The organism is Salmonella sp. NW884, assembly GCF_051700745.1.
In the GTDB taxonomy this organism is placed as follows: Bacteria; Pseudomonadota; Gammaproteobacteria; order Enterobacterales; family Enterobacteriaceae; genus Salmonella; species Salmonella enterica.
Genome location: NZ_JAMMDE010000013.1, coordinates 1 through 14553 on the forward strand (window position 1 = coordinate 1; position 14553 = coordinate 14553).

The window sequence follows — 14553 nt, forward strand, 5'->3', positions numbered from 1 at the left end:
CCGCTTCAGAGTCAAGCGTTTATTTTCGCTTTTCTCCGTGAGGTTCTGGTCTGAACCCCGCTGACCCGGCGGCCTGTGTGCCGTTGTTCCGTGTCAGTGGTGGCGCATTATAGGGAGTTATTTCTGCCTGACAAGAGGAAATTTAAAATAATTTTCTGAGTGCGCACTTTTTATTCTTTGCGTTTATTTTGCCGACGATTTGTTGGTTAAATGGGCTATTTCACGGGCAAAGTGCGCAACCTGCTCCCAGTCGGTGTACACCACTTCTTTACTGGTATCCGTTTCGCCGCCCGACATCTTCATAATAAGCTTGATCATCAGACGGTCATACCAGCGATAGCGGGGATAGCGAAGCGCGCCTGCAATGACGGCACAGTAGTCAGGTCGCCACGGAGAGCTCATTAAAAACTTACGCGCGTAGCTGTTAGTCTGCGGCGTCCGTTTTTCAGCTTTACGCGCCACCAGGTTAACGGAATAAAAGGCGCTCGGCATTCCGTTCAACCGCGTGGCATATTTCTTAACAAACTCCTGAAAGGCGCTGTGGTAATGACCATAACGAATAGATGCGCCAATCACTACGCGATCATAGCTATCCCAGTCCGGCTCTTCTGCGCGATGCAGATTAACGACATCGGCCCAGATCCCCATCTCTTTGAGTTCAGAAGCCAGATAAGAGGCAATTTCGCGCGTTTGTCCGTCCCGGGTAGAGAAAAGAATCAATGTTTTCACGTGTTACTCCATTATTCACGCCAGAAAGTCGGGGTAAAAAGTACCAGCAAAGTGAATACTTCCAGACGACCAAATAGCATGTTGGCGATGAGTATCCATTTCGCAACCGGATTCATACTGGCGAAGTTATCAGCAACCACCCCCAGCCCCGGTCCCAGGTTATTAAGCGTAGCCACTACCGAGGCGAAAGCCGAGAAATCATCTACGCCTGTAGCGATAATGGCCAGCATACTGACGATAAATACCAGCGCGTAGGCAGAAAAGAATCCCCAGACGGCTTCCAGAATACGTTCTGACAGCGCCCGGTTCCCCAGCTTAATACTGTAAACGGCATTCGGATGCACCAGACGTTTGAGTTCGCGGTTCCCCTGTTTAAACAACAACAGAATACGGATGACCTTTAACCCCCCGCCCGTTGACCCGGCGCAACCGCCAATAAACGCGGAACATAGCAGCAAGACGGGCAAAAACAACGGCCAGCGCGCAATGCTGTCCGTGGTAAACCCTGCCGTTGTCGCCATCGACACAACCTGGAAGAACGCCTGATTTAGCGTTGTCAGCGCCGAGTCGTAGATATTATGGAACCACAGTACCAGCGTGCAGATCACCACCAGCGTCAACTGTACGCCGATGAACATGCGGAATTCCGGATCGCGCCAGTATACTTTCAGGCTACGTCCGCTTAATAAAGAGAAATGCAGGCCATAGTTACAACCGGAGATCAGCAGGAAAATAGCGATGATGGTATTAATAGTGGGACTATCAAAATAGCCTACGCTGGCGTCATGCGTTGAGAAGCCGCCGATAGCGATAGTGGAGAAGCTGTGTCCGATAGCGTCAAACGCGGGCATCCCTGCAAACCATAGCGCCAGCGCGCAGGCTACCGTTAGCAAGACATAGATAAGCCACAGCGTTTTCGCCGTCTCGGCAATACGCGGGCGCATTTTGTTATCTTTCAGCGGCCCCGGCATTTCCGCCCGATAGAGCTGCATCCCCCCGACGCCGAGGATAGGGAGAATCGCCACCGCCAGCACAATGATCCCCATACCGCCAAACCATTGCAGCATCTGACGATAAAAGAGAATGGCGTGCGGTAATGAATCCAGCCCCACCAGCGTAGTGGCGCCCGTGGTGGTTAACCCGGAGAACGATTCAAAAAAAGCATCGGTAATGGTGAGGTTTGGGCTTTCCGAGAAAATAAACGGCAGCGCACCCACGCTGCCCAGCACGGTCCAGAACAGCACCACGATAAGAAATCCTTCGCGGGATTTCAGCTCGCCCTTTTCCCTACGGTTTGGCCACCACAGTATGGAACCGATCGCCAGCGCGACAAAAAAGGTCTGCGTGAACGCTCTTCCTGCGCCATCACGATATATTAGCGCTACCAGTCCCGGGAGAATCATTGTCCCCGAAAATAAGATAACCAGTAGTCCAACGATTCGGGTAATGGCGCGAAAATGCATCTCTGCCGCTTCCTTTATTCTTAAAAATGAGGTGGGGATTATTCTTCAATCGCTAACAATTGCAATGAACCACGGCTAAAATCCGCCAGTTTTGTGGAAAATGCATTCACATGAGCAAAAGGAAGCGCCACCCTGAGCCGAACAGACGCCTGATAATCGCTGGAAACGATCTTCCCGGCAAACTGTCCTAATAATGCTTCGATTCCGGCCAACTGACCGTACTCACACTGCAAAGTATATTCGGTTAATGGCGTCTTGCGTTGTGTGGCAAGCTGACGTAATGCCTGATTCACACCGCCGCCATAGGCTTTTACCAGCCCGCCCGTACCCAGCAGAATACCACCATAGTAGCGCACGACGACGGCAGTAATCTCTCCGACGCCGCTACCCATCAATTGCGCAAGCATCGGCTTGCCTGCCGTTCCCGCCGGTTCGCCGTCGTCTGAAAAGCCCAGTTGCTGTGAGTCGTCCGGCGCACCCGCCACCCACGCCACACAATGGTGGCGCGCATCAGGGTGCTCAGCTCTGACTGACTCAACAAACGCTTTCGCCGCGTCTACGCCATCGGTATGCGCCAATAGCGTAATAAAGCGGCTTTTTTTGATCTCTTCAACAACGGTGACCGGCGCTGCAGGGATTAACCAACTGTCCATTACGCCAGTTTTAAATCCCGCGTCATGTTTTCCACGCCGTTTTCGTGGATGACCACGTTATCTTCAATGCGAATACCGCCAAAAGGCTTGAGCGCTTCAATTTTCTGCCAGTTGAAGTGCTTGCTGAACGGCCCTTCGCGCCACGGCGCTAACAGCGATTCGATGAAGTAAATCCCCGGTTCGATGGTCAACACCATTCGCGGCTGTAACACACGCGTGCAGCGCAGATACGGGTATTTGGACGGCGCGGCGAGATGCGTACCGGAATCATCCTGCATAAACCCGGCCACATCGTGTACCTGCAGACCCAACGGATGACCAATACCGTGCGGCATAAACGGCCCGGTGAGATCATTTTCCACCATCGCCTCTTCACTCATGTCGGTAATGATTTGATGTTTACGCAGCAGCTTCGCGATGCGCTGATGGAACTGAATATGATAATCCACATAGCTGACGCCCGCCTTCATGGTAGCGATCAGCGCCAACTGTTCGTCGTTAACATCTTTCACCAGGTGGGCGTAGTCGTTATCGCTTTTCGCCGACCAGGTTCGCGTCAGATCCGCCGCGTAGCCATTGTATTCCGCGCCCGCATCCAGCAGGAAACTGCGCATTTCAGACGGTGCCTGATGATCCAGTTTCGTGTAATGCAGCACGGCGGCATGTTCGTTCAGCGCCACAATGTTGCTGTATGGAACATCGGTATCGCGATGTCCCGTGGCGGTCAGGTACGCCAGGTTGATGTCAAACTCGCTCATGCCGGAACGGAAGGCCTCTTCCGCCGCCCGATGACCGCTCACCGCCATTTTCTGCGCTTCGCGCATACAGGCCAGTTCATAATCCGTTTTATAGGCGCGGTAGTAATGCAGATAGTCGATAACACCTTTCGGGTTGATGTTGCTGGCAGCGATATCCAATTGTAGCGCGCGCTCAGGAACCGGGCCGATATAGCCGATATTGCCACGCGCGGCAGGCAGTTGGCTGCCGATGCCATCCGCTTTCGGTAAGGCGACGACCTCGACTTCTTCTGTCCAGAAGGACGTTGGCAGCGGTTCAACGTTATGCCAGTAATCGACTGGCAGATAAAACCACAATTTGGGTTTGTTGACGCCATCGACCAGCAGCCAGCAATTTGGAACCTGAGTTACCGGCACCCACGCTTTAAACTGCGGATTGACCTTAAACGGATAAGGGTGATCGTCGAGAAAGACGTTGAAAAGCTCGCCGGAATGAATAAGTAACGCATCCAGCTTAAAGCGCGCCAGAACATCGCGCGTCCGTTCTTGTAAGGTAACAATATGATTTTTATAGAGCGCGGCCAGTGATTCCATTTTTTACCCTTCTGTTTTTTTGACCTCAAGTTTCCGCATCTTAGCACATCGCCCCACGAGAGCGTGATCTCTGCCGAGCGTGATCACATCGGCATTTCTTTAATCATTTATTTGCATTTTATTAACACAAAATACACACTTCGCTTCATCTGGTACGACCAGATCACCTTGTGGATTCAGGAGACTGACATGCTTTATAAAGGCGACACCCTGTACCTCGACTGGCTGGAAGATGGCATCGCCGAACTGGTGTTCGATGCTCCAGGCTCGGTCAATAAACTCGACACCGCAACCGTCGCCAGCCTCGGCCAGGCGCTTGAGGTGCTGGAAAAGCAACACGATTTAAAAGGGCTGCTGCTGCGCTCGAATAAAGCGGCCTTTATTGTCGGCGCGGACATCACCGAATTTCTTTCACTGTTCCTCGTCCCCGAAGAGCAGTTAAGCCAATGGCTGCATTTCGCTAATAGCGTCTTTAACCGTCTGGAAGATTTACCCGTACCGACCCTTGCCGCCGTAAACGGCTATGCGCTGGGCGGCGGGTGCGAATGCGTACTGGCCACCGATTACCGTCTGGCGACGCCAGACCTCCGTATCGGTCTGCCGGAAACTAAACTGGGCATCATGCCGGGTTTCGGCGGCTCCGTTCGTCTGCCGCGTATGCTGGGCGCAGACAGCGCGCTGGAGATCATCGCGGCAGGTAAAGATGTCGGTGCTGAGCACGCGCTGAAAATCGGCCTTGTGGACGGCGTGGTCAAACAAGAGAAGCTAATTGAAGGCGCGATAGCGGTGTTACGCCAGGCCATTACCGGCGATCTCGACTGGAGAGCTAAACGCCAGCCGAAACTGGAACCGTTGAAACTCAGCAAAATTGAAGCAGCGATGAGCTTTACCATCGCTAAAGGCATGGTCGCACAAACGGCGGGTAAACATTATCCGGCGCCGATGACCGCAGTGAAAACCATTGAAGCCGCCGCGCGTTTTGGTCGTGAAGAAGCGCTGAATCTGGAAAATAAAAGCTTTGTTCCGCTGGCGCATACCAATGAGGCTCGTGCGCTGGTCGGTATCTTCCTCAACGATCAATATGTAAAAGGTAAAGCCAAAAAGCTGACCAAAGATATTGAGACGCCGAAACAGGCAGCCGTACTGGGCGCGGGCATTATGGGCGGCGGTATCGCTTACCAGTCGGCCTGGAAAGGCGTACCGGTCATCATGAAAGATATCAACGATAAATCGTTGAACCTCGGCATGACCGAAGCGGCCAAGCTGCTGAACAAACAGCTGGAACGCGGCAAAATCGACGGTCTGAAGCTGGCGGGCGTCATTTCGACCATCCACCCGACTCTCGATTATGCCGGTTTCGATCGTGTAGATGTTGTTGTCGAAGCGGTGGTCGAAAATCCGAAAGTCAAAAAAGCGGTACTGGCGGAAACCGAGCAGAAAGTGCGCCCGGAAACCGTGCTGGCCTCAAATACCTCCACCATCCCAATTGGCGAACTGGCAAGCGCCCTGGAACGTCCGGAAAACTTTTGCGGAATGCACTTCTTCAACCCGGTACACCGGATGCCGCTGGTTGAAATCATTCGCGGCGAGAAGAGTTCAGACGAAACCATTGCCAAAGTCGTCGCCTGGGCCAGCAAAATGGGCAAGACACCGATTGTAGTCAACGACTGCCCCGGCTTCTTTGTTAACCGCGTGCTGTTCCCCTATTTCGCCGGTTTCAGTCAACTGCTGCGCGACGGCGCGGATTTCCGCAAAGTCGATAAAGTGATGGAAAAACAGTTCGGCTGGCCGATGGGCCCGGCCTATCTGCTCGACGTGGTGGGTATTGATACCGCGCATCACGCGCAGGCGGTAATGGCGGCAGGCTTCCCACAGCGTATGCAGAAAGAGTATCGCGACGCGATCGACGCATTGTTTGACGCCAGCCGTTTTGGGCAAAAAAACGGTCTGGGCTTCTGGCGCTATAAAGAAGACAGCAAGGGTAAGCCGAAGAAAGAAGAAGATGCCGCGGTGGATGACCTGCTGGCAAGCGTCAGCCAGCCGAAACGCGACTTCAGCGACGACGAGATAATCGCCCGTATGATGATCCCGATGATTAACGAAGTGGTTCGCTGTCTGGAAGAAGGCATTATCGCAAGCCCGGCGGAAGCCGATATGGCGCTGGTCTACGGCCTGGGCTTCCCTCCGTTCCACGGCGGCGCATTCCGCTGGCTGGATACACAGGGCAGCGCGAAATATCTTGATATGGCGCAGCAGTATCAACACCTCGGCCCGCTGTATGAAGTGCCGGAAGGGCTGCGTAATAAAGCGCGCCATAACGAACCGTATTATCCCCCGGTTGAACCAGCCCGTCCGGTTGGTTCTCTGAAAACGGCTTAAGGAGTCACAATGGAACAGGTTGTCATTGTCGATGCTATTCGCACCCCGATGGGCCGTTCGAAGGGCGGCGCGTTTCGCAACGTGCGGGCAGAAGATCTCTCCGCCCACTTAATGCGTAGCCTGCTGGCGCGTAATCCGTCGCTTACAGCGGCGACCCTCGATGATATTTACTGGGGCTGCGTACAACAAACGCTGGAGCAAGGCTTCAACATTGCCCGTAACGCCGCGCTGCTGGCAGAAATTCCCCATTCGGTACCGGCGGTCACCGTCAACCGTCTGTGTGGTTCCTCGATGCAGGCGTTACACGATGCAGCGCGAATGATCATGACCGGCGATGCGCAGGTTTGTCTGGTTGGCGGCGTGGAGCATATGGGGCACGTGCCGATGAGCCACGGCGTGGATTTTCACCCGGGTCTGAGCCGCAACGTCGCCAAAGCGGCAGGGATGATGGGGCTAACGGCGGAAATGCTCTCCCGCCTGCACGGCATTAGCCGGGAAATGCAGGACCAGTTCGCCGCGCGTTCTCACGCCCGCGCCTGGGCCGCCACGCAGTCTGGCGCATTCAAAACGGAGATTATCCCGACTGGCGGTCATGATGCAGACGGCGTGTTGAAGCAGTTTAACTACGATGAAGTGATCCGCCCGGAAACCACGGTCGAAGCGCTATCAACGCTGCGTCCGGCATTTGATCCGGTTAGTGGCACGGTCACGGCGGGCACCTCATCCGCGCTTTCCGATGGCGCAGCCGCCATGCTGGTAATGAGCGAAAGTCGTGCCCGTGAGCTGGGCCTGAAACCTCGCGCCCGTATTCGCTCAATGGCAGTGGTGGGTTGCGATCCGTCAATTATGGGTTACGGGCCGGTTCCGGCATCAAAACTGGCGTTGAAAAAAGCGGGACTGTCGGCCAGCGATATCGATGTGTTTGAGATGAACGAAGCGTTTGCCGCACAGATCCTGCCATGCATTAAGGATCTGGGATTGATGGAGCAGATAGACGAGAAGATCAACCTCAACGGCGGCGCGATCGCGCTTGGTCATCCGCTCGGCTGCTCCGGAGCACGTATCAGCACCACGCTTATCAACCTGATGGAGCGCAAAGACGCGCAGTTTGGTCTGGCGACGATGTGTATTGGTCTGGGTCAGGGCATCGCCACGGTGTTTGAGCGGGTTTAATTAAAGATAATGTCCCCTAAATAATTCACGTTGCAGCGCGGCGGCAACTGAGCGAATCCCCGGGCACATAGATAACTATGTGCCCGGGGTGAGCAAAGGCAGCCAACAAAGAGGCTGCGCGAATTATGACGGGAAACAGTTTAGTTGCCGTTTTTCCCGCCCGTCAGGGGCGGGTTTTTTCACCGTATGGCCCGCTCTACTCAGTAAGCGCTTTGGTCAGGCTAAATGGCATAGCCTGATATCCACGCGCACCATGTATTTGCATTTCAACCGCAGGCTCTTTTTCTCCCCATTTGAACTCTTCCAGATACGGATTAGGCAAGCTGGTAAATGCGCCTACCGATAAATCAAACGCACCACCTGCTGTTGCGGAATACACGAACACAGAATTCTTGTCAGTCTGGTACTCGGTGATAGAGGTTACCGGGCTAAACCACTCGTTCCCGCGCTCTTTACCGTATTGCCAGATCTGTTGGACTGTCTTGTTTTTCTGGTCGATTTTGTAAATCACGGAGCGGCTGTATTTCATACTCTGCATAGCAGGCTGTTCTAAGCCGCGGCCATCGCCATTGTCGAAAGCGGAAAGGTATAAGATATCGCCTTTACTCTTACTATCAATTTTAAAGGCCGTATGTTGCGTCCATGTCCAGTCGAAGTCACCCTCGCAGCCACTGTCCTGGCAGGCGATTTTTTGGCCTTTGCTATCCACAGGCGTCAGAATTGCGGCATTAAATGGCGCTTTCCAGCCAGCAGGCGTACCCAGTATCCACTTCACTTTCTTATCGCGGCCGATTTTGATAATCGCACTCTGGTGGCGGGAGCTGATGATGATGGAATCATCTTCACTGTCATAGTCGACGCTGTTGACATGCGCCCAGTTGCGGCCAGCCCCACTACCCACGATATCCCCGAATTTGTCGGAGGAGTCCAGCGCCGCCAGATCTTCTTCGCTCAACGTATGGCCGGACTGGCTGGCGTCGATATTCAGGCACACAGCGCCCTGATCGAGGGTTTTCATTATCACATCACGATAAGGATCGAGGATATCAAACAGACGCCATTCATCCACTACCACGCCGTTCTGATCAACTTCGGCAATCACATCACGCACGGTACGAACATTTTTCCCATCAGGACGTTTATAGTTAGAGCTGGCTACACGCAGGAAGTAGTGACCGTTGGCCGCGTTATCCATTGAGTGTGAAAAATCGTTATAATTATCCGGCAGGCGGCGGTTAAAGATTTCACGCCCCATGATATCGTATTTCACATAACGCTGACCGTAGCCCCACGATAGTGCGCCATCCTGGTTTTGTTTAAAGCCCATCATAACGCCAGCACGATAAATTGACTTTAAATCATAAATTGAACTTGGATTCATAAACCAACGAATATCACCGGAGGTGTCGATAATAGCGTTAGCTGTAGTGAAGTTCCATTCTAATGCACCCCCAGTAGGGTTGTTCCAGACAGTACGCGTTCCATTCCCAGACTTATCTTTCGTATTATTCAAAAGATACAAGCGATCTTTAAATTCTGGGGAAACCTTTTTAACATCGATAGTAAAGAGTGCTGATTGTTCTTCTTTTGTACCCGCTGATTCACTATAAGCAGGCGGTGCATACATTTTATAGCTTTCTTTTATATTTTCGGTTTTACTACCCTGGATTCTTGTATATTCAACTTCAACGGTATTGACATAATCCGGGTAAAGACCAAAGACGGGAATACCGCCATACGTTAAAAGGTATTTATTATTAACTTTATACGCGATCTCCTGGCCATTTTCTTTGGGTACAATCCGCACATGCACGTCACGTAACTGGTAACCGCCATTACGAATAACGGCGGTTAACGGCGCGATATCATAGGGGTTCATAACAACTTCGCCAATTTTTCCCTGGACCTGATAGTCCACTTTAGCGCCGCTGGCGCCGCCGATGGCGAAAGCAGTAGAAGGTACTGATGACAAAATTGCAACAGATAATGCGAGAGAAGTTAAAGCATATTTAAATTTCATAACACTCTCCATCTTATAAATAAATAACTAACTTTCCATTTTATGTTTCTTTTATAAAAATAAATGAAGCATATATAATTAACTATTTTTATTGATAGCCTCAGGACATAATATTACTTAATTTATTACACGCAATACAAAGCCTGTAGATATTCAATATCATAACGTTTTATAGTTGACGATTAATTAATATTTAAGAGGACTTTTAGGTAGGCTAACGTAAAAAGGGACGCTACTGCGTCCCATAAAATAGTTAAATAAATGCGAACGCATCGCCAAACAGACGATCTTCCCGCGCGTTACGCTCATGACAGAACAGATCGCGGGCGATTTTCGCCATCTCAAAACGTCCGGCAATATAAATATCGTGCCCCGCCAGCGTACCATAATCCTGCAATACCGCCGTAAGTACCGTTCCTGTACGTCCACGCCAGCCTTCTTCCGGCTGCTCGACCACAGGTTCAATACGCAAATTCGGATGGTTAACAGAGAGTGCTTCCAGCTCAGAGAGATCATAGAGGTGCTTTTCTTCGCGACCACCCCAGTAAATGGTAACATCGCGATTCGGGTTGCGCGCTAATGCCGTCAACAGGATGGAGCGCACATAAGAAAAGCCCGTACCGCCCGCGATCAGAATCAACGGACGCTCTTCATCGTCACGTAGCCAGGCGTCGCCATGCGGAATATCGACGACGATTTCCCGGTCTTTCAGAATTCGATCCATGACCGCCATCGCATACAGATTGAGCTCGGAAGCGCCAATGTGTAATTCAATAAACCCTTTCTCGTCCGGCGTTGAGGCCATCGAAAACGGGCGTTTGTCACGCTCGTCCATTACGACCATCAAATACTGACCAGCGCGGAATGTAAACGCCGCGTCCGGCACTAAACGAACCCGATATACGGTATCGGTGATAGCTTCTACCGAGGTCACTTTACAGCTTAAGGTTGTCATGCGCTCCCTCTGTCGGGTGTCGGGTCAATACCGACATTTTTCAAGCCGAGTCGCCGCAGCCTGAAATGTCGATGTCCGCTTTCAGTTATTTAAAGATAGCCAGCTCATCCCAAATCGCATCAATACGCGCGGTAACTTCAGGATCTTTAACAATAGGACGACCCCACTCGCGTTGGGTTTCGCCCGGCCATTTGTTTGTGGCATCCAGCCCCATTTTTGAACCCAGCCCGGAGACCGGCGAGGCAAAATCCAGGTAGTCAATCGGCGTATTTTCAACCAGCACCGTATCCCGCGCAGGGTCCATACGGGTGGTAATCGCCCAGATCACATCATTCCAGTCGCGTGCGTTAACGTCATCATCGCAAACGATAACAAACTTCGTATACATAAACTGGCGCAAAAACGACCAGACGCCCATCATGACGCGTTTCGCATGACCAGCGTACTGCTTTTTCATCGTCACTACCGCCAGGCGGTAAGAACACCCTTCCGGCGGCAGATAAAAGTCGACGATTTCCGGAAACTGTTTTTGCAGAATAGGCACGAAGACTTCATTGAGCGCCACCCCTAATACCGCAGGCTCATCGGGCGGACGCCCGGTATAGGTGGAGTGATAGATGGCATCCTCACGCTGCGTCATATGCGTGACGGTAAAGACCGGAAAGTTATCCACTTCATTATAATAGCCCGTATGATCGCCATACGGTCCTTCCGGCGCCATCTCTCCCGGCTCAATGTAACCTTCAAGGATAATCTCGGCGCTGGCAGGCACTTCCAGATCGTTAGAAAGGCATTTAACCACTTCAGTTTTCGTGCCGCGCAGCAGGCCCGCAAAGGCATACTCCGACAGAGTATCGGGAACAGGAGTCACGGCGCCAAGTATCGTCGCCGGATCGGCGCCCAATGCGACGGAGACCGGGAAACGTTCACCCGGACGCGCGGCTAACCACTCCTGAAAATCCAGCGCGCCGCCGCGGTGAGACAGCCAGCGCATAATCAGCTTATTTTTACCTATCAACTGCTGACGATAAATGCCCAGGTTTTGCCGTTCTTTGTGCGGGCCACGCGTTACCGTCAGTCCCCAGGTAATCAGCGGCGCGGCGTCGTCCGGCCAACAGGTCATGACTGGAAGACGCGTTAAATCGACATCATCGCCAGACGCGATTTTCTGCTGGCAAGGCGCGCCGCGTAACCGTTTCGTCGGCATATTCAGCACTTGCTTAAACTGCGGCAGCTTGTCAAACAGATCGCGAAAGCCTTTCGGCGGCTCAGGTTCTTTCAGAAACGCTAATAATTTACCCACTTCCCGTAAGGCGGAAACATCATCCTGCCCCATGCCCATCGCCACGCGTTTTGGCGTGCCAAAAAGGTTGCACAGCACCGGCATGGCGTAACCTTTAGGATTTTCAAACAGCAACGCCGGTCCACCGGCACGCAGCGTGCGGTCAGCGATTTCCGTGATTTCCAGATGAGGATCCACAGGTAGCGTGATGCGTTTTAGTTCCCCCTGCTGCTCAAGTAGCGTCAGGAAGTCGCGTAAATCGTGATATTTCATGGCGTCCATTGTAGCCTCTTGGTAAGCGCATCATTATACGGCGTTCATCATCGGGATGCTGTATTTTTGTTAAATTAGCGTGAACTCTGGCAACCAACGCTAATCCAGATACGGCTTAAAGGATGAAGTGTATAATTAACTTCGCGCATGGCTTTTGCTATGCTTGCGCCCCGAACAAGCGGATAAGAGTCATTATGCAATCCTGGTATTTACTGTACTGCAAACGCGGGCAACTTCAGCGTGCTCAGGAACACCTCGAAAGACAAGCGGTAAGTTGCCTGACACCGATGATCACCCTGGAAAAAATGGTACGCGGAAAACGTACCTCCGTCAGCGAACCGCTCTTTCCTAATTATCTGTTCGTTGAATTTGATCCGGAAGTGATACATACCACTACAATCAACGCCACGCGCGGCGTCAGCCATTTTGTGCGCTTTGGCGCGCATCCTGCGATCGTGCCTTCCAGCGTTATTCATCAGCTTTCTATCTACAAGCCCGAAGGCGTTGTCGATCCTGAAACCCCCTATCCCGGCGATAGCGTCATCATCACGGAAGGCGCATTTGAAGGGCTGAAAGCGATTTTTACCGAACCGGATGGCGAAACGCGTTCGATGTTACTGCTTAATTTACTCAATAAAGAAGTGAAGCAGAGCGTAAAAAACACCGGTTTTCGCAAGATTTAGCGATCGTTCAGAATACGACCTCAAATAAGGTTCTGGCGTTGGCATCTGTCATCGCCGCTAACCATTGCGGATCTTCACCACGCCATAGCGCAATGCGCTCCAGAATGTGAGGCAGATACGCGGGCTCGTTGCGTCGTGACGTTGGTTTCGGCGTAAGATCGCGAGGCAACAGATACGGCGCGTCGGTTTCTATCAGTAGCTTTTCCGCTGGAATAAACGGTAAGAGTTCACGTAGCTCAAGCCCGCGTCGTTCGTCGCAAACCCACCCGGTAATACCGATATAGAGCCCTCTATCCACACAGGCCTGCATTTGCTGGCGTGAACCGGTAAAGCAGTGCAGTATTGCACCAGGAAGACTATCCAGCCAGGGATCAAGCAATGCCAGAAATCGCTCATGCGCGTCCCGGCAGTGCATAAAGATTGGCATCTGCAATTCGGCGGCAATTTGTAGCTGCGCCTGAAAGGCACGCTCCTGCTCCTGCGGCGTGGAAAAATTGCGATTGAAATCCAGCCCGCACTCACCGATAGCGACGACTTCCGGCTGGTTCGCCAGCGCAATAATGGCGTCTTCAGACGCGGGTGACCACTGACTGCTGTCATGGGGATGGACGCCAGCCGTCGACCAACAATGGGGGTAGCGCCGCGCCAGTTTTAATGCCTGCTGACTTTCATGGATGTTCGTTCCGGTCAGTAGCATACCTTTTACTCCCGCCGCAAACGCACGGGCGACCACATCATCACGATCTTTTGCAAACTGGCTACTGGTTAAATTAACGCCAATATCAAACATGCTTGCCCCCATATGACAACCGCCCTGGCGGGCGGTTGTGTTTAGTCTTCAGTGTGCTCGGCCTTTTCGGTTTCGGCCTCGTTATCTTCGTCGCGCGTCCGTCTCTTACCGACATAAAAGCGTGAGCAGAAAACGCCAATTTCAAACAGGCAGTACATCGGTATCGCCAGCAACGTTTGCGAGAAAACATCTGGCGGCGTAAGCAGCATTCCCACAATGAATGCCCCGACCAGGATATAAGGCCGTTTTTTACGCAAATCTTCTGGCGTGGTGATGCCCATCCAGCACAGCAACACAATCGCCACCGGCACTTCAAAGGCTACGCCAAAGGCCATAAAAAGCGCCATGACAAAGCTAAGATAGCTGGCGATATCTGTCGAAACCTGTACCCCTTCCGGCGCCGTATGCGTCAGGAAACCAAAGGCCAAAGGGAATACGACAAAATAGGCGAAGGCCATACCAATGTAGAAAAGCAGCGAGCTGGATACCAGCAGAGGTACGACCAGACGACGCTCATGCTTATACAGCGCCGGGGCGATAAAGGCCCAAACCTGGTACAAAATGACAGGCGCGGATAAGATCAAAGACACCATGAAGGTGAGTTTGATAGGCGTAAAAAACGGCGACGCCACATCCGTCGCAATCATTGTCGCCCCTTGCGGCATCTGTTTTATCAGCGGTGCGGCGACTAAATGATAAATATCATTGGCGAAATAAATTAACGCCAGAAAAATCAGAAGTACTGCGACGATGCAGTTTAGCAGGCGCTTACGCAACTCGATCAGATGCGTGATAAGCGGTTGAGTATCTTCTACAGCCATG

General features: G+C 52.2%; 12 protein-coding genes. 3 read left to right on the forward strand and 9 right to left on the reverse strand.

What is annotated here, in order from left to right; genetic code table 11:
- Window positions 1–183: 183 nt before the first annotated feature.
- Genes hemG through pepQ form a run of 4 tightly spaced genes read right to left on the reverse strand, consistent with a single transcriptional unit; the run spans window position 184 to window position 4176 of the window.
- Window positions 184–729 (reverse strand): menaquinone-dependent protoporphyrinogen IX dehydrogenase, encoded by a 546-nt coding sequence (gene hemG, locus NA197_RS20695; RefSeq protein WP_000853982.1) that lies wholly within the window; start codon window positions 727–729, stop codon window positions 184–186.
- An 11-nt stretch (window positions 730–740) separates the two neighbouring features.
- Entirely contained in the window at window positions 741–2192 is a 1452-nt protein-coding gene (gene trkH / locus NA197_RS20700) for a Trk system potassium transporter TrkH (protein ID WP_064042897.1), read from the reverse strand.
- 38 nt (window positions 2193–2230) lie between these two features.
- Complete coding sequence (locus tag NA197_RS20705; protein ID WP_000378897.1) at window positions 2231–2845, reverse strand: IMPACT family protein; 615 nt, start codon at window positions 2843–2845, stop codon at window positions 2231–2233.
- Entirely contained in the window at window positions 2845–4176 is a 1332-nt protein-coding gene (gene pepQ / locus NA197_RS20710; protein ID WP_000444529.1) for a Xaa-Pro dipeptidase, read from the reverse strand. The genes NA197_RS20705 and pepQ overlap by 1 nt, the downstream gene beginning before the upstream one ends.
- 189 nt (window positions 4177–4365) lie before the next feature.
- Here pepQ and fadB point away from each other — a divergent pair, with 189 nt between their 5' ends.
- Window positions 4366–6555, forward strand: a complete 2190-nt coding sequence (gene fadB, locus NA197_RS20715) for a fatty acid oxidation complex subunit alpha FadB (protein ID WP_000966001.1) — start codon at window positions 4366–4368, stop codon at window positions 6553–6555.
- Window positions 6556–6564: 9 nt separating this feature from the next.
- Entirely contained in the window at window positions 6565–7728 is a 1164-nt protein-coding gene (fadA, locus tag NA197_RS20720; RefSeq protein ID WP_000438778.1) for an acetyl-CoA C-acyltransferase FadA, read from the forward strand.
- A gap of 196 nt (window positions 7729–7924) precedes the next feature.
- On the opposite strand, the gene NA197_RS20725 is transcribed toward fadA, so the two are convergent.
- From NA197_RS20725 to ubiD, 3 genes are all read right to left on the reverse strand, one after another.
- Window positions 7925–9748: an aryl-sulfate sulfotransferase gene (locus NA197_RS20725; RefSeq protein WP_064042896.1), complete on the reverse strand. Its 1824-nt coding sequence runs from the start codon at window positions 9746–9748 to the stop codon at window positions 7925–7927.
- Window positions 9749–10001: 253 nt separating this feature from the next.
- The gene (gene fre / locus NA197_RS20730) at window positions 10002–10703 is read right to left on the reverse strand and encodes an NAD(P)H-flavin reductase (RefSeq protein WP_000209838.1); all 702 of its coding nucleotides are present in this window, start codon (window positions 10701–10703) and stop codon (window positions 10002–10004) included.
- A gap of 85 nt (window positions 10704–10788) precedes the next feature.
- Window positions 10789–12267, reverse strand: a complete 1479-nt coding sequence (gene ubiD / locus NA197_RS20735; RefSeq protein ID WP_000339763.1) for a 4-hydroxy-3-polyprenylbenzoate decarboxylase — start codon at window positions 12265–12267, stop codon at window positions 10789–10791.
- Window positions 12268–12452: 185 nt separating this feature from the next.
- On the opposite strand from ubiD, the gene rfaH reads away from it, so the two are divergent.
- On the forward strand, window positions 12453–12941 hold the full coding sequence (gene rfaH / locus NA197_RS20740) for a transcription/translation regulatory transformer protein RfaH (protein WP_001192410.1): 489 nt from the start codon (window positions 12453–12455) through the stop codon (window positions 12939–12941).
- A 7-nt stretch (window positions 12942–12948) separates the two neighbouring features.
- On the opposite strand, the gene tatD is transcribed toward rfaH, so the two are convergent.
- Both tatD and tatC read right to left on the reverse strand, forming a co-directional pair.
- The gene (tatD, locus tag NA197_RS20745) at window positions 12949–13731 is read right to left on the reverse strand and encodes a 3'-5' ssDNA/RNA exonuclease TatD (protein ID WP_000459637.1); all 783 of its coding nucleotides are present in this window, start codon (window positions 13729–13731) and stop codon (window positions 12949–12951) included.
- 41 nt (window positions 13732–13772) lie between these two features.
- Complete coding sequence (gene tatC / locus NA197_RS20750; RefSeq protein WP_000257554.1) at window positions 13773–14552, reverse strand: Sec-independent protein translocase subunit TatC; 780 nt, start codon at window positions 14550–14552, stop codon at window positions 13773–13775.
- Window position 14553 lies beyond the last annotated feature (1 nt).

Coding starts and splice junctions, on each gene's coding strand:
- fre (WP_000209838.1), bottom strand. CDS start 10,703: ATGACAACCTTAAGCTGTAAAGTGACCTCGGTAGAAGCTATCACCGAT.
- tatC (WP_000257554.1), bottom strand. CDS start 14,552: ATGGCTGTAGAAGATACTCAACCGCTTATCACGCATCTGATCGAGTTG.
- tatD (WP_000459637.1), bottom strand. CDS start 13,731: ATGTTTGATATTGGCGTTAATTTAACCAGTAGCCAGTTTGCAAAAGAT.
- pepQ (WP_000444529.1), bottom strand. CDS start 4,176: ATGGAATCACTGGCCGCGCTCTATAAAAATCATATTGTTACCTTACAA.
- trkH (WP_064042897.1), bottom strand. CDS start 2,192: ATGCATTTTCGCGCCATTACCCGAATCGTTGGACTACTGGTTATCTTA.
- fadA (WP_000438778.1), top strand. CDS start 6,565: ATGGAACAGGTTGTCATTGTCGATGCTATTCGCACCCCGATGGGCCGT.
- ubiD (WP_000339763.1), bottom strand. CDS start 12,267: ATGGACGCCATGAAATATCACGATTTACGCGACTTCCTGACGCTACTT.
- rfaH (WP_001192410.1), top strand. CDS start 12,453: ATGCAATCCTGGTATTTACTGTACTGCAAACGCGGGCAACTTCAGCGT.
- NA197_RS20705 (WP_000378897.1), bottom strand. CDS start 2,845: ATGGACAGTTGGTTAATCCCTGCAGCGCCGGTCACCGTTGTTGAAGAG.
- NA197_RS20725 (WP_064042896.1), bottom strand. CDS start 9,748: ATGAAATTTAAATATGCTTTAACTTCTCTCGCATTATCTGTTGCAATT.
- fadB (WP_000966001.1), top strand. CDS start 4,366: ATGCTTTATAAAGGCGACACCCTGTACCTCGACTGGCTGGAAGATGGC.